Source organism: Pradoshia eiseniae, assembly GCF_002946355.1.
Lineage (GTDB): Bacteria > Bacillota > Bacilli > Bacillales > Pradoshiaceae > Pradoshia > Pradoshia eiseniae.
On record NZ_PKOZ01000005.1, the window covers coordinates 1 to 18,916 of the forward strand.

At 42.9% G+C, this 18,916-nt stretch carries 20 protein-coding genes, 1 tRNA gene, 1 rRNA gene and 1 pseudogene; 10 read left to right on the forward strand and 13 right to left on the reverse strand.

Features of this window, described 5'->3' with window-relative positions:
• A 16S ribosomal RNA gene (locus tag CYL18_RS09910) occupies nucleotides 1-82 on the reverse strand; the annotation flags it as partial.
• Nucleotides 83-496: 414 nt separating this feature from the next.
• Nucleotides 497-1,402 (reverse strand): DMT family transporter, encoded by a 906-nt coding sequence (locus CYL18_RS09915; RefSeq protein WP_104849353.1) that lies wholly within the window; start codon nucleotides 1,400-1,402, stop codon nucleotides 497-499.
• Between the two features lie 150 nt (nucleotides 1,403-1,552).
• Here CYL18_RS09915 and CYL18_RS09920 point away from each other — a divergent pair, with 150 nt between their 5' ends.
• Nucleotides 1,553-2,224, forward strand: a complete 672-nt coding sequence (locus CYL18_RS09920) for an MgtC/SapB family protein (protein ID WP_104849573.1) — start codon at nucleotides 1,553-1,555, stop codon at nucleotides 2,222-2,224.
• A gap of 164 nt (nucleotides 2,225-2,388) precedes the next feature.
• Nucleotides 2,389-2,460 (forward strand) — tRNA-Ala (locus CYL18_RS09925).
• A 102-nt stretch (nucleotides 2,461-2,562) separates the two neighbouring features.
• Here the strand turns inward: CYL18_RS09925 and CYL18_RS09930 are convergent.
• Nucleotides 2,563-2,754: pseudogene (locus CYL18_RS09930) on the reverse strand (tyrosine-type recombinase/integrase); the annotation flags it as partial.
• A gap of 231 nt (nucleotides 2,755-2,985) precedes the next feature.
• On the opposite strand from CYL18_RS09930, the gene CYL18_RS09935 reads away from it, so the two are divergent.
• Together CYL18_RS09935 and CYL18_RS09940 are read left to right on the forward strand one after the other, a co-directional pair.
• Nucleotides 2,986-3,696, forward strand: a complete 711-nt coding sequence (locus tag CYL18_RS09935; protein ID WP_104849355.1) for a B3/B4 domain-containing protein — start codon at nucleotides 2,986-2,988, stop codon at nucleotides 3,694-3,696.
• A gap of 473 nt (nucleotides 3,697-4,169) precedes the next feature.
• On the forward strand, nucleotides 4,170-4,361 hold the full coding sequence (locus tag CYL18_RS09940) for a hypothetical protein (protein WP_104849356.1): 192 nt from the start codon (nucleotides 4,170-4,172) through the stop codon (nucleotides 4,359-4,361).
• 113 nt (nucleotides 4,362-4,474) lie between these two features.
• On the opposite strand, the gene CYL18_RS09945 is transcribed toward CYL18_RS09940, so the two are convergent.
• The 4 genes from CYL18_RS09945 to CYL18_RS09960 form a co-directional block, all read right to left on the reverse strand.
• Complete coding sequence (locus CYL18_RS09945) at nucleotides 4,475-4,660, reverse strand: hypothetical protein (protein ID WP_104849357.1); 186 nt, start codon at nucleotides 4,658-4,660, stop codon at nucleotides 4,475-4,477.
• Nucleotides 4,661-4,756: 96 nt separating this feature from the next.
• Nucleotides 4,757-5,542, reverse strand: coding sequence for a hypothetical protein (locus CYL18_RS09950; protein ID WP_104849358.1), 786 nt, complete (start codon nucleotides 5,540-5,542; stop codon nucleotides 4,757-4,759).
• 207 nt (nucleotides 5,543-5,749) lie between these two features.
• Complete coding sequence (locus tag CYL18_RS09955; protein WP_104849359.1) at nucleotides 5,750-6,568, reverse strand: formate/nitrite transporter family protein; 819 nt, start codon at nucleotides 6,566-6,568, stop codon at nucleotides 5,750-5,752.
• 185 nt (nucleotides 6,569-6,753) lie between these two features.
• Nucleotides 6,754-7,284, reverse strand: a complete 531-nt coding sequence (locus CYL18_RS09960) for an HD domain-containing protein (RefSeq protein ID WP_104849360.1) — start codon at nucleotides 7,282-7,284, stop codon at nucleotides 6,754-6,756.
• Between the two features lie 947 nt (nucleotides 7,285-8,231).
• On the opposite strand from CYL18_RS09960, the gene CYL18_RS09970 reads away from it, so the two are divergent.
• The 4 genes from CYL18_RS09970 to CYL18_RS09985 all read left to right on the forward strand — a co-directional run bounded on the left by CYL18_RS09970 (nucleotide 8,232) and on the right by CYL18_RS09985 (nucleotide 11,505).
• The gene (locus CYL18_RS09970) at nucleotides 8,232-8,582 is read left to right on the forward strand and encodes a PadR family transcriptional regulator (protein ID WP_104849362.1); all 351 of its coding nucleotides are present in this window, start codon (nucleotides 8,232-8,234) and stop codon (nucleotides 8,580-8,582) included.
• Nucleotides 8,569-9,543 carry an HAAS signaling domain-containing protein gene (locus CYL18_RS09975; RefSeq protein ID WP_104849363.1) on the forward strand — a complete coding sequence of 325 codons (975 nt, stop codon included), beginning with the start codon at nucleotides 8,569-8,571 and terminating at the stop codon, nucleotides 9,541-9,543. The genes CYL18_RS09970 and CYL18_RS09975 overlap by 14 nt, the downstream gene beginning before the upstream one ends.
• A gap of 151 nt (nucleotides 9,544-9,694) precedes the next feature.
• Nucleotides 9,695-10,201, forward strand: a complete 507-nt coding sequence (locus CYL18_RS09980; protein WP_104849364.1) for a cupin domain-containing protein — start codon at nucleotides 9,695-9,697, stop codon at nucleotides 10,199-10,201.
• An 80-nt stretch (nucleotides 10,202-10,281) separates the two neighbouring features.
• The gene (locus CYL18_RS09985) at nucleotides 10,282-11,505 is read left to right on the forward strand and encodes an ROK family transcriptional regulator (RefSeq protein WP_104849365.1); all 1,224 of its coding nucleotides are present in this window, start codon (nucleotides 10,282-10,284) and stop codon (nucleotides 11,503-11,505) included.
• A 51-nt stretch (nucleotides 11,506-11,556) separates the two neighbouring features.
• Here CYL18_RS09985 and CYL18_RS09990 read toward each other — a convergent pair whose 3' ends face one another.
• Entirely contained in the window at nucleotides 11,557-12,732 is a 1,176-nt protein-coding gene (locus CYL18_RS09990; protein ID WP_104849366.1) for a galactokinase, read from the reverse strand.
• A gap of 15 nt (nucleotides 12,733-12,747) precedes the next feature.
• Nucleotides 12,748-14,253, reverse strand: a complete 1,506-nt coding sequence (galT, locus tag CYL18_RS09995; protein ID WP_104849367.1) for a UDP-glucose--hexose-1-phosphate uridylyltransferase — start codon at nucleotides 14,251-14,253, stop codon at nucleotides 12,748-12,750.
• A gap of 186 nt (nucleotides 14,254-14,439) precedes the next feature.
• Between galT and CYL18_RS10000 the strand changes: the two genes are divergently transcribed.
• A complete protein-coding gene (locus tag CYL18_RS10000) occupies nucleotides 14,440-15,183 on the forward strand; it encodes a YqcI/YcgG family protein (protein WP_104849368.1) in 744 nt (247 codons plus the stop codon).
• 70 nt (nucleotides 15,184-15,253) lie between these two features.
• On the opposite strand, the gene CYL18_RS10005 is transcribed toward CYL18_RS10000, so the two are convergent.
• Nucleotides 15,254-15,451 carry a YwbE family protein gene (locus CYL18_RS10005; protein WP_104849369.1) on the reverse strand — a complete coding sequence of 66 codons (198 nt, stop codon included), beginning with the start codon at nucleotides 15,449-15,451 and terminating at the stop codon, nucleotides 15,254-15,256.
• A gap of 104 nt (nucleotides 15,452-15,555) precedes the next feature.
• Between CYL18_RS10005 and CYL18_RS10010 the strand changes: the two genes are divergently transcribed.
• A complete protein-coding gene (locus CYL18_RS10010) occupies nucleotides 15,556-16,029 on the forward strand; it encodes a hypothetical protein (protein WP_104849370.1) in 474 nt (157 codons plus the stop codon).
• Nucleotides 16,030-16,130: 101 nt separating this feature from the next.
• On the opposite strand, the gene CYL18_RS10015 is transcribed toward CYL18_RS10010, so the two are convergent.
• Genes CYL18_RS10015 through CYL18_RS10025 form a run of 3 tightly spaced genes read right to left on the reverse strand, consistent with a single transcriptional unit; the run spans nucleotide 16,131 to nucleotide 18,915 of the window.
• Nucleotides 16,131-16,910 carry an enoyl-CoA hydratase/isomerase family protein gene (locus CYL18_RS10015; protein WP_104849371.1) on the reverse strand — a complete coding sequence of 260 codons (780 nt, stop codon included), beginning with the start codon at nucleotides 16,908-16,910 and terminating at the stop codon, nucleotides 16,131-16,133.
• Between the two features lie 2 nt (nucleotides 16,911-16,912).
• Nucleotides 16,913-18,064 (reverse strand): thiolase family protein, encoded by a 1,152-nt coding sequence (locus CYL18_RS10020; protein ID WP_104849372.1) that lies wholly within the window; start codon nucleotides 18,062-18,064, stop codon nucleotides 16,913-16,915.
• A gap of 17 nt (nucleotides 18,065-18,081) precedes the next feature.
• The gene (locus CYL18_RS10025) at nucleotides 18,082-18,915 is read right to left on the reverse strand and encodes an SDR family NAD(P)-dependent oxidoreductase (RefSeq protein WP_104849373.1); all 834 of its coding nucleotides are present in this window, start codon (nucleotides 18,913-18,915) and stop codon (nucleotides 18,082-18,084) included.
• Nucleotide 18,916: the final 1 nt, after the last annotated feature.

Below are 18,916 nucleotides of genomic sequence, written 5' to 3' on the forward strand. Positions count from 1 at the left end.
GCTCCCATCTGATTCGCTCGACTTGCATGTATTAGGCACGCCGCCAGCGTTCGTCCTGAGCCAGGATCAAACTCTCCGAAAGATGTTTGATCTAGCTATAATTTAAAACATTGACGAGAGATATTCTCTCAAATTTTAAGACTTGCTTAGCGTTTCGTTTTGTTTAGTTTTCAAAGAACAATTTTCTTAGTTGTCGTTTTAGCGACTTTTATATTATATCAGGATAACTTTTTGGTGTCAACAACTTTTTAAAAAAAGTTTTTATCAACACTTTTTCGTAATTACCTGATGCCGCATAAGCGACTTTTATAATATATCAGAATAACTCTTTAGAGTCAACGACTTTTTTCAACATTTCATTCACTCGAAGTGAACGATAGTTAATATATCATGTACTGCTAAAGTTGCGCAAGTACTTTTTTACAACTTTTTTCAATTTCCCTCTCTATTTTTGCATAGCTTCTTTACCAATTGACTCGCAGAGCGCTAAATCTATCTATATATGTTCCTGGTTTATCGATGATTCCCTGCTTCTATTCGACATAATAATAAAGAAAGAGAGCCCTAATAATATCAGCAACGATCCAATTGCTTGAGTTGAACTTATATGCTCATGGAATAAATAATAAGCTAGCACACTTGCACCTACTGGTTCAAACAGGATTGCCATGGATATCGTTGTACTACTTACCCACCCAAGTGCCCAATTCAATAAAGAATGTCCAAATAAAGTCGGAATAACGGCGAGCAGCAGGAAAATCCCCCATTCCACCCCCGGATACGGTCCAAACGACTCTCCTTTCACCCATACATAAACACCTAACACAGCTGCGCTCAAGCTATAAACGGTAAAGGTATATGCAGTAAGACCGACCTTTCTTCTCAAAACCTGGCCTATCATAAAATAGGCAGTGATGAGTGCACAAGATAATAAAGCGAGCACATCCCCATATAGCGCTGCTCCTTTAGCTGTAAAATCTCCTGCACCAATGATAATACTTCCGCTTATGGCTAAAATGACACTTGCTAACACAGCAACCGTCACTCTTTCTTTAAATAGAAAGAAGGCACCGACAAAGGCGAACAAGGGTTGCATCGTCACCAGCACAGTAGAGCTGGCTACAGAAGTATACCTTAAGGATTCAAACCATAGAATGAAGTGAAAGGCCAAGAACACTCCAGAAACAGCTGAAAAAACCCACTCCCGAAAACTAAAGTTTCCCACTTCCTTTATTGGCCCGCGTAAAAAAATCGGCAACAGCAGCAGGCTTGAAAAAAACAAACGATAAAACGCCATGACGCCAGAGGAAGCGTTCGAATAACGCACAAGGATTGCCGAGAAAGAAATAGCTGCCACTCCGATCGCAATGGCCATGTACGGTTTATAGGTTATGTTTTTCATGCGCAGCCCCGACCTTTTCAATTTCTTCAAATGCTATTTTAAACCTAATATTCATAATAGTGGAACTTTATCATAACATATTTTATTCTGGAGAAAAGATTCTATAGGAAGGCGGTTGATAAAGTGGATTTCATCCTACTCGATGCTCAGATGCTGATGAAACTATGCATTTCAGCCGCACTCGGGCTAATCATCGGTCTTGAACGGGAGATCAAAAGAAAACCCGTTGGGTTAAAGACCTCCTTAGTTATTTCTATTGTTAGTTGCCTATTGACCATTGTTTCTATTGAATCAGCGTATACCGCAAAAGGCTCAGAATTCGGGGTCGCCGTTACGATGGACCCTCTCCGGCTAGCCGCACAAATTGTATCCGGCATAGGCTTTATCGGAGCAGGTGTCATACTAAGAAGAGGAAATGATACGATATCCGGTATCACGACAGCTGCGCTTATTTGGGGTGCAGGCGGTATAGGTATTACTGTTGGCGCCGGATTCTATATGGAAGCCATCGCTGGGGTTTTGCTACTGATTATTAGTGTAGAACTATTGCCATACTTATTTAATCTCATAGGGCCGCGTAAATTCCGAGAAAAAGAACTGCATCTTAAGCTTGTCATTGGCGATAAAGCAAAGATTGCCTCCATTATCTCACTAATTGAACATCATAATATCGCCATCAAATCCGTTCGGATCAAAGACTTGGCAGCAAACCACCTTGTTCAGCTACGAACGACGGTCGATAATAAACGCAGAATAACCGATGTTTATTATTCTGTTTCAGAGATTGAAGGAATTATGAGTATAGAAATCGAAAATGCTTAATCTCAAACCTATAAAGGCAGCCGCTAATCACTTCCTGCTGCCTTTTTACTCTTCTTATGCTGATATCGATATATTTTTTTGAAAAATCAAACTATTAAATTCGCGTTGACTTTCTAATTAATTTCGTTAAAATAGAATTTGTAAGAAAAAAAAGATATTATTTCGGGGCTATAGTTCAGCGGGAGAATGCTTCGCTGGCAGCGAAGAGGTCAGGGGTTCGAATCCCCTTAGCTCCATACCGGGAAACCCTTGTGTATCAAGGGTTTTTTCTTGTTTTAGAGGAAACTTCTTTTCGAGGAACGGTTGTTATTGCACATTTAGTGCACAAGTTGTTTTGGCTATGATGATTGTTGGAAGAACGCCTCTTCAAATCGGATAGCCGCTTCCTCTTGGATATCGGAGGATACGTGAGAATAGAGATCCAGTGTCACACCGACTCGACTATGGCCTAGCCTTTCAGCCACAACCTTCGGGTTCACGCCGCTCTCCAGCATCAAAGTCGCGTGCAAGTGACGTAAGTCGTGTATGGTCTCCATAACTCAATGAGAGAGAATCCCAAAGGTAAAAGAGCATACTGGTTTTCTTTTATTAAGACTTGAATTTGTTCATGAAAGACTTCTACTTCAAAAAGAATTCTCCCTTTTCCTCATCCTTGGCTAGTATAAATAGTCACAGCATCAACTTGTGTTTACGATCATTTCAATGATAGATATATAATAGAGTTATACTAATTTTGTCTGAAGAAATGGAGTTGCTATGCCATGGGGAAAATAATTGTTGATCGTGAATTTTGGGATGTCTTCCCATATGCTCAACTGAATGTAATGATTGTAAAAAACATTGATAACCATTGTTCAGAAGATGAGCAACATTATTTTACAGAGTTATTGCATGAAGCATCCAATGAAGCAAAAAAGTACTTGGTCAATGAGAGTTTCAGCCAAAATCCAGTGATTGATGAATGGAGAAGAGCATTTGGCCAATTCAAGACAAAAAAGGGGGCGCGCTCTTCGATTGAAGCCCTTCTCAAGAGAGTCAGCCAGGACAGAGCATTCTCTCCTATCAATCCCCTAGTGGACATATATAACAGCATTTCGCTTAAATATGCCGTCCCTTGCGGAGGTGAGGATTTACATCTCATCAATGGTGACTTACATCTTGGTAAAGCACAAGGCGGGGAATCGTTCCTTCCTTTAGGGGCTGACCATGATTCACCAGCACTTCCTGAGGAAATCATCTATTACGATACGGAGGGTGCTATTTGCCGGTGTTTAAACTGGCGAGAGGCTCAGCGGACAATGCTGACCGACGATACGACAGATGCGATTCTTGTTATGGAATCCATAAACAAAGAACAAGCAAAGCGTGCCAATCAAGCAATGGATGAGATGAAAGAGCTCGTGGATGCTTATTTCAACACCAAGAGCACTACTGTAACATTAAACAAAGAAGAACCATCTTTTCGATACTAGGTTTTACTCACTATACAGAAAGAAACTCGCAACTAACACTGCGAGTTTCTTTTGTTTTATTGACATGGAGCCATATATAGAATAATGAAGGAATCCGTCTCATCCATTGTTCAATTTTCCAGTTTAATTTCGATTTGTTCTATGGTATGTTTTTTAATGACAAACCTATGTATAAATAGTAAACTCATTAAGTTGTACTAGCTGATTTCTGCAGCTTACAATTTATGAGATTAACTCTGATAACATAATAGAGCAACTCTTGCAGACCAAGGGTTTTTTCTTTTTCCCTAAACGAAGAGCCCCCTATTTAATTGATAGGAACTCCATATACCTATATAAGCTTTCGAAAATCCGACAGCAGGCCAGTCATTACTTGCTGATTAGCTTTTAATGATGAAAAGAAATCGAAGCATTGCATTGCTGCGATTATATGGCCCTCAAGTTAATGATGCACCTAAGAGAGGATGGTTTTCATGAAATTTATATTAGTAAAATTACTTTTTCTATGTGCCATGCTTTTTGTTCTGTACCAGAATTTGACACATGTTTATGCTGCAGAGCAAACAGGAAAGATTGGCTTTGATCCAGTTGAAGCTGTCCTAGAAATCTCTGTTATGACAATCTTGACAATCTTCGTTCTTGTCATTGAACCCAGAAAAAGTTAACCGATGAATAGATTTATAAATGAAACGCAGCCTGTTTTGAAAGGCTGCGTTTATTTTTTATCCCTAAAAAGCCAAATAAAAAAGCTGTCTATCAAATGACAGCTTCTAGGCATTTAACTTAAATCCATCACTGCGCTAACAGCCAAGTAGACAACTAAGCAGAGGATAATACTCTTTATGTATAACCACGCTGCTTGTTTTGGCGACTCTTCTTCTTCCTGCTTGCTCAGTTTGATTGATTGGATGGAACCATAAAAAATTCCGGTCATAATGGCGATAATCAAAGGAATCGTATTCATGCATGCAGCCCCCTCTAAACTATCCTACCATATTTATCTCAAAAGTTTGAATAAAGTGCGTTAACGGTCAATACATCCTTTTCATCCAGAAGAGGATCAATCCGAATGCATTTGCTCACATGCCTCAAGAACCCGTTCACATTGCCTCACTGTCTGGATGATTTCCCTAAAGGATCCTCCTCCAGTGAGTTCTTGTGAGTGAGCCAAATTATTACGCAACCGCTCAAGCTTATTAAAGAAGCGCTCAGCCTCGGCTCTTGATGAAAAGCCCAGATTTGCCAGCAACTCCTTTTTCTTTACAATCAAGGTTTTCTTATCGCTTAATTGCAGGCAGTCAAGAAGTGTAATTTCCTCATTCCGTTCCTTTCTCAGCTCATATAAGTGTTCAGCATTTCTCAGCCGTTCAGCACTGATTTTCTCTCTCCAGCTCCCATCCCGATATACATGCTTGACGACATGGAGGAGATGCATTTCCATTAAGGAAATAATCCCGAACAAGAGCATTCTGACTGGCGGTTTTTGAAGGTCAGCCAAGGTAACAAGCCTTGTGACTTCATTCCTCTCCAGGATAAATATTCGGTCAATATGCTCAAATAAATAAAGAAGGTGAATCAATGGGGTTGATTCCGAGACTAGATTGGCAGGATGAAATCGGACCACAGTTCCTCTCCCTCTCTCTAAATAGCCGGTTACCTTGCCTTCTTCCTTTATCCCGACCACATCAAAGCCTGTCCGCTCCATATAGTCCTTAATCTCGTCCATCCTGACGCTTGCCTCAAAGCTGACCAATACCTCAGAAATATGGTTTACATGGATATTCTCTTCAAATAACTTTCGCAAGCTCCGATAAGGGCTTGGTATGGAGGATTGTTTTTGATTCATCCTTTAAAGGCTCCTTCTATGTATACTATTGAATCATTACCAATATCGTACCTTTTAGACGGAATATTCGTAAACTCATATACTTACAGGAAATTTTTTCGCACCAAAAAAACTTCATATACGGAGCCTATTAGAAAGCTATAATCTGCGGAAATGTCTACATCACTAAAAAAGCATTTCTCCCGAAGAAGAAATGCCATTGTTCCCTTATCCTTGTATTTCCCTTGATTCTTGCTTATCCGCCTGTGATACGGATTGCAAATGACCCTGATAGGATTGCCAATAAACGAGTGCCACTAGGACTGCTCCCCCAATCGCATTGCCGAGAAACACCGGGATGAAGTTGCCGAAATACTCTCCCCAAGAGAAATACCCTTCAAAGATAGCGGCAGGGATGATGAACATATTCGCGACCACGTGCTGAAAGCCAATTGCGACAAAGGCCATAATTGGAAACCATATAGCAGCGATCTTGCCTCCAATGTCCTCCGCCCCGTAGGAAAGCCAGACAGCGAGTCCCACTAGCCAGTTGCATCCGACAGCTGAAATCAGTGCTGGCCAGAAATCTGCCTCAAGCTTATGACCGGCTGTATCAACCACTTTCTCCAAGAATGCTCCACTAGTTGTCAGCTCCGCCAAATGTCCGAAAAAGTAGGCCACAAAAAGGGCGCCAGCGAAATTACTAACAGTTATCCAAAACCAGTTATGAGCGAGCCTCGACCAGCGCACCCTTCCTGTCAGGCATGCCATTGGCACAGCCATCATATTACCCGTCAGGAGCTCTCCTCCAGCAATTAAGATTAAAATAAGACCTAAAGGGAAAACAGCCGCACCTATGAACGAGCCAAATGTGCCCCATTCCGCCGGTAAACTTGCTGTGACCCGAACAGATAACAGATATCCAGCTGATATGTAAGCCCCTCCTAAAAAGCCTAATAGCATCATGCTTTTAAAATTCAAGCTTGTCTTCTTCACACCTGCTTCAACAGCATATGCAGCAATATCCTGCGGACTTTTATACGCCATGCTTCATCCTCCCGTCTTTAGATTTGCTTTTCTTTACCACTATTTAGCTGGGTATATCCCTTCACCTCTGATTTAATTATATTCTTATTCAAATACAGTCAAAATGGACTAATTTGTGAAATTTTATCCTGTTCAATTGAATACTGCCAAATAAAAAAGGAGCTCACGGCTCCCATTTGCTTGTTTTATACAGATTTCTTGTTCTCGAATTGGGCATCATCAATCTTCTCATCCAGCTTAATGATGCTTTGTCTTGCCCTTTCATATTCAATCTTTCGGTAGTGATGCAAGCCGCCTTCTTCTTCATCCATCTCATCGGCCCATTTCACGATTTGCTGCAAAGGCGTCCGAACAATATCATTTGTCGGCAGAAAGGAGTCCGTATGAAATAAAATCGCTAGCGAGATTGTTTTCGCTTTAACAGGATTTTCACCAAGTCTAATCAGTAATTTATGTGCACGCTCCGCACCTTTAATAGGATGAATATCATTCTTGCGATAGAGGTCATAATCCCATTTTCCATTCCGGTACCATGTAAAATGCCCCATATCATGCAGCAGACCTGCCTTGGCTGCGGCATCAGCATCCTCCCCCTGCTCCCTCGCCAGGTTAAAAGCATGATAGGCGACAGCAATCGCATGAGCCAAGCCGGAACGATTCAAATACTTTTGAGTAATACGATGATCAAATATATCTAGTAAGGTAACATCCCTCATTTCTCTCTCCTCCTTTAGAAAACTGAATATTTATAATCGTTCATTTATATTAATGTGCATTATAGCATGCACGAGGTGTAAATTTAAATAAAAACCATAGTAATTGCACGAATTTTCGCATATAAATAAATTTTAAGTGTTTTATTTATATGAAATTCTCTTTTTTAACGTTATATTATATTAATATAATATGATACTTGTAAGAAGGTAACCACTTGATTGGAACGCTATTGTTCTTATACCACCTCTGGTCATTATTATGCTTGTACTAATGATAAGACGCGTAAATCCATCACTTGGCGCGGGGATTATCTTATCTACTCATATCTAGGAGGATTTTTATTTCACTGCCACCCTGACACGAATTGAATTAAACATTTATCATTTATTCTATGATGATGGAGAAATATCACATCAACCATTGCAGTCCTATCCGTCATGCATAATATGGTTAAGCTCTGTTGGTTTATTAATATGGAATAGCTATCGGAATAGTGACACCACAAGCATAATTGATTGGTTCGCCAATGGGTAAGTAAGGTTTTCTCTTCTCATGGGTCAGCTGCCTGCCTCGTGACCTTTGGTTTTATCATACGTAAAAGGAGACGACCTTTGTGCCCCATGCGATCATCAGCGGGATGTAACCATATGAACCATGGGCTGACACAAATCCCCTATGCACTCACAAATGCACTCATTACAGCAGGGGCATTTCTTTGCTATGGCATGACAGGTGGATTTCTTATTTATTATGGCGATACTTGCCGGAATTACTATCATCTATCGCAAAAGAGAAACAAGCCGAACTTCTTAAGACACCTTTGCAAAAGTTCAGAGAATGAGCTTTTTGCAAGGGTCTTTTTATTTTCATAATATTTTCCTATTTTTAATATATGTAGTATCATAATACTGTATAACACATAGTATGTGTCGTAGGGGGTGCGCAAATGAGTACGTTATTGAACTCATTAATGACGGAATTAAGAAGAGGAACGCTGACGCTTGCGGTTCTTAGCCAGCTTCAGAAGCCTCAATATGGCTATTCCCTTGTTCGTTCATTAGAAGAGGCTGGAATTACCATTGAACAAAGCACATTATATCCATTACTGAGACGGCTGGAGAAGCAGCAATTGGTGACGAGTTATTGGGATACAACAGAAAGCAGGCCTCGCAAATATTATTCACTCAGCTCATTAGGAATGGAGGTGTATCAGCAGCTCAAAGAGGAATGGCTTCATAATTCGAAGCAATTGCATGACATGTTAATAAAAGGAGGCAATGAAGATGAAACTAATTGACATTTATATTCAAGAGGTCACCAGAAGACTTCCCGAAAAAAGTCGTGATGACATCGCTCTTGAGCTGCGGTCAACAATTGAGGATATGTTGCCTGAAGGTTATACAGAGCAGGACGTAAAGGATGCTCTCACAGAGTTAGGAGACCCGGCTGCGCTCGCAAGGGAATATCGCGATTGGCCTCAGCATTTAATAGGACCCCGCTATTTTGAGAGCTATATGACCCTATTAAAATTAGCCTTGTCTTTTGGAGCAGCAATCGCATTGATTGCTTATCTTGCCCAGCAAGCAGCCGGTTTTACAGGCGAGGAACCTTTCTTACGTCTTTTGCCAGCCATAATAATCGGTGCGGCAGGCTCAGTGATCGAGGTAGCCATGCATGTATTCTTTTGGACGACATTAAGCTTTGCTTTTATAGAAAGGGTGGTTCCTATAAAAGACGGGCAGCTATGTCACCAATGGTCCCCTGATAATTTGAAGGACCTTCCTGATCGCGCGAAGGAAAGAAAGATATCAAAGTTTGAAATATACGGAGGGATATTTTGGACAGCTGTATGGGCAACAGGCTATTTTTATGCAGATCATCTCGTCGTCATTTATGAAAATAAGGGCAATGGGCTTGAGTTTATTACGCCTGTCTTCAACCAAGACGTGCTGCAGCTATTCTGGCCTGTCATTCTCCTCATCATCGCCATGGAGATTGCCCTCTCGCTTTTAAAATTGTACACAGCAAAATGGACCATGAAGCTAGCCGCATTTAATACACTCTTACAAGTCACCGCCACTATCGTATTGATTATCATGCTGAACCATGCAAGCTTTTTCGATTCCGGTTTTATCGGATATATGGATAATGTTTTTGATTATGGCTGGGAAAGCTGGTTAATCAATGGGTCAATCTTTCTTTTCTTCCTTGGTGCGGCGTATAACATATATGACGGTTTTCGTAAGGCCAAACATTAATTGCTGGATAATAAATCTCCTATCAATAAAATCATGCACGATTATGGGACCTTAACAAAAGCTTAGCCATCCTGCTTTTGTTAAGGTCTTTTTTAAAATCGTTTAATATGACCCTGCATCGGGAAAACGGCAATAAAAAGGAGGAATTAGAATGACTGATGTTCAATTTATGTTCTTTCAGGATGATGGTTCTATTCCGAACAATCCTCTCTTACCGGCAGCAATCTATAAAAATGCGCTTCCCCCCGAGAAAATGGAAGCTGCTTTTCATAAGCATAATTGGTCAAATAGCTGGACCAATGGAATTTTGAATGATCATCACTATCATAGTAATACTCATGAGGTTCTCGGAGTCATCAAAGGAGACGCCAGGCTGATGATTGGCGGGCCCAGCGGTGATATGATTGAAGTAATGGCAGGTGATGTCATTGTTCTTCCGGCTGGAACAGGACATAAATGTCTTGAATCATCGAACGGTTTTACTGTCATCGGCGCTTATCCTAATGGGATGGACTATAACATGAACTATGGCAAGCCAGAGGAAAGACCTGAGGTACTTGAAGATATTAAGCATGTCCCTCTTCCTAATGAAGATCCTGTATTCGGGGATAATGGCCCTTTGTTCAAAAAGTGGACTAATCCAAAGGAGAAAATATGAACTCTGTCACTATTCATTTATAATAATGATAGGCTTTATATAATAAGGCCAGATCTACAATTCGTGACTCGGGAGGCCACATGAGTAAAGAATTCGTAACGGGAACCTTTCAAAGAATGAAATCAACCAACCTCTCCATCGTCTTGAATCTCATTCGTGAAAAGGGGCCAATCTCAAGAGCGGATATCGCCAAATTGACGAAACTGACTCCTCCTACCATCAGCAACCTGACGAGGGAACTTCTAATAAGAGAGTTAATCATGGAAAAATCACTCGGTGAATCAAGCGGCGGACGAAAGCCGACGTTGCTTACACTTAATAGTGAAAGGCATTATCTCATTGGAGTTGATATCGGCTCTCATGAATTGAATATGATTCTAACGAATTTAATAGGGGAGAGCAAGCATTGCCTCGTGCAGACCATTCCCTCTCCCGTTTCAAAGGACTTGCTCCTCTCCTTGTTAATAAAAGGCATACGTGCCTTGACCGACATTGCTCCAGAATCGGATAAATTAGTCGGCATTGGGGTGGCTATGCACGGGATCGTGGATGTATCGAAGGGTGAATCCATTTTCGCCCCAAATCTCAATCTTCACCATATTCCCATTAAGGATATCCTTGAAGAAGAATTCGGCCTTATGGTCGTTGTCGAAAACGATGTGCGTGCCATTGCTCATGGCCACCAATGGTTCAATCCTGAAATTGCTTCCGACATTGCTTACATCAATGTCGGACGCGGAATTGGCGCCGGTCTTATCATAGGTGGGGAGCTATATCTCGGCCATGATTTTATCAGCGGAGAGATCGGCCATATGGCGATTGATTTGCATGGGCCGAAGTGTTCTTGCGGCAATCATGGCTGTCTCCAGACATTTGCTACAGGTCCTGCAATTGCAGACAGGATGCGCATGAAGCTCAGCCAAGGTGAGAGAAGTATGCTCTCTGATAGGCTTGCGGAGGGCATGGATGAGACGATTACCGGAGAACATGTATTTGAAGCTGCGGAGGCTGGAGATTTGCTTGCACAGGAAACCTTGCGTGAGGCAGGGAGATACCTTGGGATTGGCTTGACGAACCTAATACATATTATAAATCCTGAAAGAATCGTCTTAAGCGGAGGGGTAATCCAGGCAAAGAAATACCTTCTAGACAGTGTACAGAAGACGATTCAAGAACGGGCCTTGACTGAGAAGGCGAAGCAAACAGAGATAGTCATCTCCAGTTTTGGGAATCACGCAACCGTTATGGGAGCAGTATCTCTTATCTTACGTAAGCTTTTCTCAAATCTCGGGAGCACCGATTAAAAGGGAGAAGTAGGACAGCCAGTCGGCCAATCCTGCTTCTTTCTTTTTACTTTATATTTCCTTTGCTCCATCACCAATGTCACATAGATAAAACTCAGGTACAAGTCCCGTTCTCGCTTCATAATGCTTCGCAACTTCCTCTTGAAATAGAGCAACTGCCTTATTTTTGACCACGCTGACATTGCACCCGCCAAAGCCTGCTCCGGTCATTCTCGTTCCGGCACAGCCTTCAACCTTGCTTGCTGCTTCAAACAAAACATCCAATTCTGTCCCGGTTACCTCAAATAAGTCACGCAAGGATTCATGGGACTGTTTCATCAAATCCCCAAATAAAGCCACGTCATTATTTTGCAGGGCTTCTGTTGCTTTTAAGACACGGGTATTCTCACTGATAACATGATTGACCCGCTTTTGTACCACTTCATCCTTGATGGTATCCTTATACTTTTGCCAATCTTCATAGCTGACATCACCCAAAGTTTCAATATCAGGCATAGACTGCTGCAAGATTGCCAGTCCGGTTTCACACTCAGAGCGGCGCTCATTATATTTAGAATCCGCGAGACCTCGCCGTTTATTTGTGTTCGTGATGACAATCGTGTACCCTTCAAGCTCTACAGGCACATATTGATACTCAAGCGTATCACATTTGAGCATGATCGCATGATTCGCTTTTCCCATCGCGACGGCAAACTGGTCCATGATGCCGCAATTAACACCGACGAATTTGTTTTCTGCCCTTTGGGAAAGCTTCGCCAATTCAATTTTGTCGAGCGGACAGCCAGCCAATTCACTCAAGGCCATGCCAGTCAGCACCTCAATCGATGCCGAGGAAGAAAGCCCCGCACCGTTAGGAATATTCCCATGGAACATGATATCAGCCCCTGTGTAGCGTGCAGCTTCATCACCCGCGAGTTTAAGAAGCTCCCAAAGTACACCCTTCGGATAATTTGCCCAATCATCTTCTTTTTTGTAGACAATAGAAGCAGCCTCTGTCTGTACCGCCAGCTCAAAATTAGTGGATTGGAAATGGTAGATGCCATCCTTGCGTGGGCGGGCGACTGCCCAAGTCCCTACAGAAAGGGAGGCCGGAAAGACATGCCCTCCATTGAAGTCCGTATATTCACCAATTAAGTTCACGCGGCCTGGTGTGAAAAACACTCTTGCCTCTGCTTCTCTCCGTCCAAATCTCTCATGAAACTCTTGAAGCAATGCTTGTTTCTCCATCAACTATCCCACCTTTTATTTGTTGGTAAACTTCTCAATAAAACGGATGAAAGCCTGCTGCCCTTCCTCTGTCTGCTTAAAGACACCCGAATGCTCAAGCACAGTCAGGAAACGGCTTCCAATCTCATCTTGCATGACTCCTTCCACCGTCTCTCTTGTCAGTTGCCCTCGTCTTATCCTAATATCCTCATACCAGTCATAATGCTTGAGCATATCAGTCTGCCACTCTTCCTTTTTCGTGCCCTCCAGAAGATAAAGAGACAGCATCGATATTTCTTCTACCAGCCGTCCGGGGAGCACGGCAAGACCCATGACTTCTATTAATCCGATATTCTCTTTTTTTAGATGATGCAATTCCTGATGCGGATGGAAGATGCCATCAGGATGCTTTTCAGATGTTCGGTTATTTCTAAGGACGATGTCGAGTTCATATAAACCATCTCTTCTTCTGGCAATCGGTGTGACTGTATTATGAGGGACATGATCGCTAAAAGCGCAGATATCAGCCCTTTCATCGCTATAGGTCAGCCATGACTTCCAGATAAGCTCCGCCACCTCAGCTACTTCCTCTTTTGCGCCTCGAAGTCGGATGACTGACATTGGCCACTTAACAATGCCTGCCGATACGTTGGGATATTCTGCAAGCACAAAATCTTGCATGATTGGGGCCTCCTCAATCGCAAATGTATAACGTCCCCCCTGGAAATGATCATGATTTAAAATTGATCCGCCGACAATCGGCAGGTCTGCATTGGACCCAATGAAGTAATGAGGAAACTCATCGACAAAATCCAGCAATCGATCAAACGTTTCCCTTGAAATCTTCATTGGTGCATGCTCCTTCTTCAGCACGATGCAATGCTCAGGATAGTAAACATAAGGAGAATACTGAAAATACCACTCTTCTTGATTGATAGAGAGCGGGATTATACGGTGATTTCCCCTGGCAGGATGAGTGAGCGTCCCCTTGTAGCCTTCATTTTCCGGGCACAGCAGGCATTGCGGATAGGAGGAAGATGGTGCATTCTTCAGCATTGCAATTTCCCTGGGATTCTTCTCAGGCTTAGAAAGATTAATCGTAATGTCCAGTTCCCCATACCGGGTCCTCGTCTTCCATATCCTGTTTTTTTGAATGCGGTCCATGCGGATGTAATTGGATAGGGTGGAGAATGCATAGAATTGGTCAGTAGCCTTAACCGGACTTTCCGTGTAATTCTCCCAGAACGTCCGGATAACTTCTGAAGGTCTTGGTAATAGGCAGGTCATCAGCTCCGCATTTAAAGAATCACGTTCTATCATCGTATCAGAGATGATTCCTTTTTCTTCGGCGAATTCCATGATAGAATCCATTATTTCGTGAATGGATGGATTTCCTTCAAGCGGTTCACTTATCTCCCATTCATGAAGGCCAAGAACAGACATAAGTCTATTCCTTGTATAAAACTCATCTTCTTTCGCCATAAGACTATTTTCAATCCCATATTGGAGCAAGCGTTGAATTGTTTGACAGATAGATGGCATCGTTATTCTCCTCAATCGGCCTCCTGCGAAACCGTTTTCAACTTTGTTAAATAATTTAATAAACTTATAATCAAAATATACCGTTTTTTCAAAAAATACACAAACAATAAAAGCACGTTCACGAATTGTTTAAAATAGTTTTATAAGGGAATAATTTACCAACTAAATAGATAGGAGAATCTTCATATGTCTTTAACGAACCAAATGAATAGCGTATTGCTCCAAAAGGAGGATATGGAAAATCCCGATAATCTCCCTGCCTGGGTAACAAGGGAATATAAAACCTTTCAAACTATAGTGACTGATCCGACCTTCCCATGCTATTTCGGGATGAAAGCTGAGAAGAAGGGCGAGCTTCGTTATGCCTATATCACGCATGACGACTGGTCCAATTTGCCGAAAGCGCTCTCTGGCTTCCTGGAGTTATTTAAGCAGCCGACAAAAGTTCGGCACGGTTTTTTTCTGTTTGTAGAGCCAGAAAAAGAAACGAGGGATATTCCATATTACCGCGATTATTTCTGGAGAATTCTTCAGTACTTACATGAACATGATCCCGCTCCTTGGCCTGAAACCGCTCCTAAGGACCCCGATCATTTCTTATGGGATTTTCATTTTGGCACTGAGCCCATATTCGCTTTCGGAAATTGTCCGGCGTATAAACAAAGGAAAACAAGAGACCTCGGCAACAGCCTCGTCATCGGTTTTCAGCCGCGGAAGATATTCGTTGGCCTTGAAGGTACGGAGAAAGGCGGAATCATGTCCCGCGAAAAAGTGCGTGAGCGCGTCGAGGCATGGGACAACCTACCGAAACACCCGGACATCAGTCATTTCGGTGATCCGAATCATAATGAATGGAAGCAATTCTTCATTGGAGATGATAGTGAACCAATAGCGGGAAAATGTCCATTCCATCATAAAGATATCCGCTAAAACCAAAAAGCTGCCCCGAACACCCAGATATGGGCTTTAGGGCAGCTTTCGCTTAATCTTTTATGGACAGTTACTGCACAATATGCTTAACCCGACCGACCTGGCCGTCTGTCAGCCTTACTTTAATGCCATGCGGATGAGTCGGAGAATTCGTCAAAATATCCTTCACGATGCCTCTTGTTAACGCACCACTCCGCTGATCCTTCTTTAAGACAATATCAACTTCAAGCCCGGGCTTGATTTGACTGCGATTCTGCCCATTAGTCATTCCCTTTTCACCTCCCATTATTATTTTACACTCTGAATATGATGGTTTTTTAGGAACTAATGATATAATGGACGAATAGAAAAATCCACTTATTTGGAGGAAGTATGTTAACGTTTGATGAAAAACTCGCTATCGCGAAGAGCTTTCCAGAACTTGAAGAAAAAAAGGTGTCCCTTGGACGAGTGAATTTCCAATACCCTGAGAGCAAAACAGACAAAAAGAATGTAATCTATCATCTGCATCCAAACGGAAATGGTTTTGTTTATGCAGAGGGGATTTCCGGATATCAGGTCGACCAGAAAGGAATGGTCAATATCCGAGATTTTTCTGAAGAAGATTTGCACACCCTTATCCAAAAATCCATTGATAAGCTATCTGCGGAACCTAAGCAAGAATCTATGAATGATAGCGATGTGATGGAAGAGATTTGGCGCAATGAAGAGGGGCATACGCTCACTGTCATTGTGGAGGAAGATATGTGGAATGTGTATGCAGGCATCTATTTAGACGGCACCTTCCCTTCCTACAATGAAGCCAAATCCTATCTGATGGAAGAGGGCTTTACAAAACAGAATTAACCTCATAAGAAAGGGCAACCTAAATGGTTACACACCCCATAGTCAGTTTTTCATTTTGACTCTTAGGGGTCACTGCCAATCATCCGGTTGCCCTATCCTCTTTACTTCCCTTTAAATTGAGCCTTTCTTTTCATGAAAAAGGCACTGATTCCTTCAATCGCATCCTCAGAGCGAGTAATCCTCAAATTATGCTCCAGCTCAATCGCTAATCCCTCGTCAAGTGATGTCTCCATCCCTCTATTAGCTGCATCCAAGATCCCTTGAATAGCCAGCGGCGGACCTTCAGCCAATTGCTTCGCATAAGCAACGGCTTCCTCCAGAAAACTCTCTGCCGGCACCACCGTATTGACAAGCCCATATTCAAGCGCCATTTGTGCTGAAATCGTTTCACCGCTTAGCATAAGACCGAGCGCTCTCCTCCTCCCAATCAAACGTGGAAGGCGCTGTGTTCCGCCATAGCCAGGAATAATACCCAGCTTGATTTCCGGAAGACCAAACTCCGCTAATTCGCTTGCGATTGCTAGATGGCACGCCATTTGAAGCTCATTCCCTCCTCCTAGCGCCCGCCCATTCACTGCGGCGATAATTGGCTTCGGAAAGCTTTCAATCCGACTAAACAATTCATGTATCCGGCCGATGGTTTCCCTTGCTTTATTCGGGTCAGCCAGGTCGGCAAATTCATTGACATCAGCTCCAGCTGAGAATGATTTCTCCCCAGCTCCTGTCAAAAGGATTGAGCGAATTCCATCATCGCTCTCGAAATCATCCAAATATGCATCAATCTCATAGAGTGTCTCTCTGCTGAGAGTGTTCAATGGAGGCCGATCAATCGTCAAAATAGCCACCTTTCCTCTGACTTCTAATGTGCAATTCACTCCCATTCTTATGCCTCCCTTTCGATAATGACAGCGATTGCCTGTCCGAATCCGATACACATTGTCGCAAGTCCATATCTTCCATTTATTCGCTCTAGTTCAGGAAGCATTGTTGCCACGATTCTCGCGCCGCTTGCGCCAAGCGGGTGCCCGAGCGCTATCGCACCTCCATTAGGATTTACCTTGTTCATATCTGCATCGAGCTCTTTTGACCAAGCGAGTACGACCGAGGCAAAGGCTTCATTTACCTCAAATAAATCGATGTCTTCCATCCTCAAGCCTGCCTTTTGCAGTACTTTCCTTGTTGCCGGTATAATCCCGCTCAGCATGATTTCTGGATCCACTCCGGCAAGTGCCGTTGCAATTACCTTTGCCCGCGGCCTTAATCCGAGCTCCATTGCTTTCTTGCGGGATGTTAGCAAAACCGCAGCGGCCCCGTCACTGATTTGGCTGGAGTTTCCTGCTGTCACATGGCCATCCGGAAGAAAGGATGGCTTAAGGTCAGCCAACCGCTCAATGGATGTATTGGCACGTGGTGTCTCATCAGCCTCAAACCATTTCTCCAAAGAATCATCTGGAATCTCAATTGGCACGATTTCATGCTCAAACCTTCCTGCTTTTATCGCATGAAGAGCTTTCTGATGACTTGCATAAGAGAATTGATCCATTTCCTCCCGCGAAATTCCCCATCTTTGTGCAATCAGCTCTGCTGAGAATCCTTGCGGTATAATGGTGTGCTGATTCATGAGACGATTGGAAAAATCACCTCCATCGCTCCCCATCGGCACCCGATTCATGCTTTCAACTCCTGCGGCAATTGAACAATCACTCATTTCCGCCATAATGGCATGAGCTGATTGAGCAAGTGTATCAAGACTCGATCCGCACATCCGGTTTGTGCTGGACCCGCATACCTCTACAGGAAAACCAGCTATCAGGCCAGCAATCCTTCCAATATTCATCCCTTGTTCCCCTATTTGGGTCACACATCCCATCTTGATGTCCTCGACTTCAATTGGGTCTATCCTCGTCCGTTCCGCAAGTCTCCCTAATACATGTGCTGCCATCTCATCCGGGCGATTCTTAGAGAGGGTTCCCCCTTTTCGGCCAATGGGTGTTCTTACAGCATCAATGATGACGGCATCTCTTTCACTTATCATCTTATCCTCCCCCTCTCTTAGAACGTGAATAAATCAATGCCGCCAGCCACTGGAAGGGCAACACCGGTAATATAGGAGGCTTCCTTGCTTGAGAGGAAGGCAATCGCATTGGCAATATCCTCCGGTTCACCAGGCCGTTTAAAGGCAGTTCGCTCAATCATCCGATTTCTCATTGATGGGTTTGTGAATTGAAAGGCTTCCGTATTGATAATTCCCGGCACAATCGCGTTGACGGTAATCTGATATTTGGCACCCTCAAGAGCTAAAGACTTCGTCAATCCCAGAATGCCTGCCTTTGTGGTTGCATAGCTCGCTTGCCCATATCCGCCATGTGTCCCTGCTACTGATGCCATATTAATGATGCGCCCGTCCTTTTGTTCCTTCATATATTTCCATACAGCCTTGCAGCAGTTATAGGCACCTGTCAAATTGACATTTAAATCCCTATTCCAATAATCATCATTTTGATCTTCAAGCCTTGCTGTATGATCTAAAGTTCCTGCATTGTTGACGAGTATATCAATACGGCCAAATTGGCTGATGACCTCACCCATTACCCGTTCTACTTCCTCCTTATTTGTCACGTCCATCTTAAAAGCAGCTGATTTTCTTCCCATATCCTTTATTTGCTGTGTGGTTGATTTTGTATAAACCGTCTTTGATTGGACCATAATCTGTGAGACCGGGCCGAGTTTTTCAGATGTAGCGTCGTTTTGTTCATCATCTTCAAGAAGAATATCCGTAACAATGATATCCGCCCCTGCCCTGGCTAAACAAAGAGCATCCGCTCTTCCAAGCCCTCTGGATGCCCCCGTTACAAGCGCTACCTTTCCTTCTAATGAAAACGGCATA

Bases quoted from the DNA above. Each gene is read 5' to 3' on its own strand.
- CYL18_RS09915 (WP_104849353.1), bottom strand. From the start codon at position 1,402: ATGAAAAACATAACCTATAAACCGTACATGGCCATTGCGATCGGAGTG.
- CYL18_RS09980 (WP_104849364.1), top strand. From the start codon at position 9,695: ATGACTGATGTTCAATTTATGTTCTTTCAGGATGATGGTTCTATTCCG.
- CYL18_RS09945 (WP_104849357.1), bottom strand. From the start codon at position 4,660: ATGAATACGATTCCTTTGATTATCGCCATTATGACCGGAATTTTTTAT.
- CYL18_RS10000 (WP_104849368.1), top strand. From the start codon at position 14,440: ATGTCTTTAACGAACCAAATGAATAGCGTATTGCTCCAAAAGGAGGAT.
- CYL18_RS10015 (WP_104849371.1), bottom strand. From the start codon at position 16,910: ATGGGAGTGAATTGCACATTAGAAGTCAGAGGAAAGGTGGCTATTTTG.
- CYL18_RS09975 (WP_104849363.1), top strand. From the start codon at position 8,569: ATGAAACTAATTGACATTTATATTCAAGAGGTCACCAGAAGACTTCCC.
- galT (WP_104849367.1), bottom strand. From the start codon at position 14,253: ATGCCATCTATCTGTCAAACAATTCAACGCTTGCTCCAATATGGGATT.
- CYL18_RS09985 (WP_104849365.1), top strand. From the start codon at position 10,282: ATGAGTAAAGAATTCGTAACGGGAACCTTTCAAAGAATGAAATCAACC.
- CYL18_RS09970 (WP_104849362.1), top strand. From the start codon at position 8,232: ATGAGTACGTTATTGAACTCATTAATGACGGAATTAAGAAGAGGAACG.
- CYL18_RS09960 (WP_104849360.1), bottom strand. From the start codon at position 7,284: ATGAGGGATGTTACCTTACTAGATATATTTGATCATCGTATTACTCAA.
- CYL18_RS09990 (WP_104849366.1), bottom strand. From the start codon at position 12,732: ATGGAGAAACAAGCATTGCTTCAAGAGTTTCATGAGAGATTTGGACGG.
- CYL18_RS10025 (WP_104849373.1), bottom strand. From the start codon at position 18,915: ATGCCGTTTTCATTAGAAGGAAAGGTAGCGCTTGTAACGGGGGCATCC.
- CYL18_RS09940 (WP_104849356.1), top strand. From the start codon at position 4,170: ATGAAATTTATATTAGTAAAATTACTTTTTCTATGTGCCATGCTTTTT.
- CYL18_RS10020 (WP_104849372.1), bottom strand. From the start codon at position 18,064: ATGATAAGTGAAAGAGATGCCGTCATCATTGATGCTGTAAGAACACCC.
- CYL18_RS10005 (WP_104849369.1), bottom strand. From the start codon at position 15,451: ATGACTAATGGGCAGAATCGCAGTCAAATCAAGCCCGGGCTTGAAGTT.
- CYL18_RS09955 (WP_104849359.1), bottom strand. From the start codon at position 6,568: ATGGCGTATAAAAGTCCGCAGGATATTGCTGCATATGCTGTTGAAGCA.
- CYL18_RS09920 (WP_104849573.1), top strand. From the start codon at position 1,553: ATGCTGATGAAACTATGCATTTCAGCCGCACTCGGGCTAATCATCGGT.
- CYL18_RS10010 (WP_104849370.1), top strand. From the start codon at position 15,556: ATGTTAACGTTTGATGAAAAACTCGCTATCGCGAAGAGCTTTCCAGAA.
- CYL18_RS09935 (WP_104849355.1), top strand. From the start codon at position 2,986: ATGGGGAAAATAATTGTTGATCGTGAATTTTGGGATGTCTTCCCATAT.
- CYL18_RS09950 (WP_104849358.1), bottom strand. From the start codon at position 5,542: ATGAATCAAAAACAATCCTCCATACCAAGCCCTTATCGGAGCTTGCGA.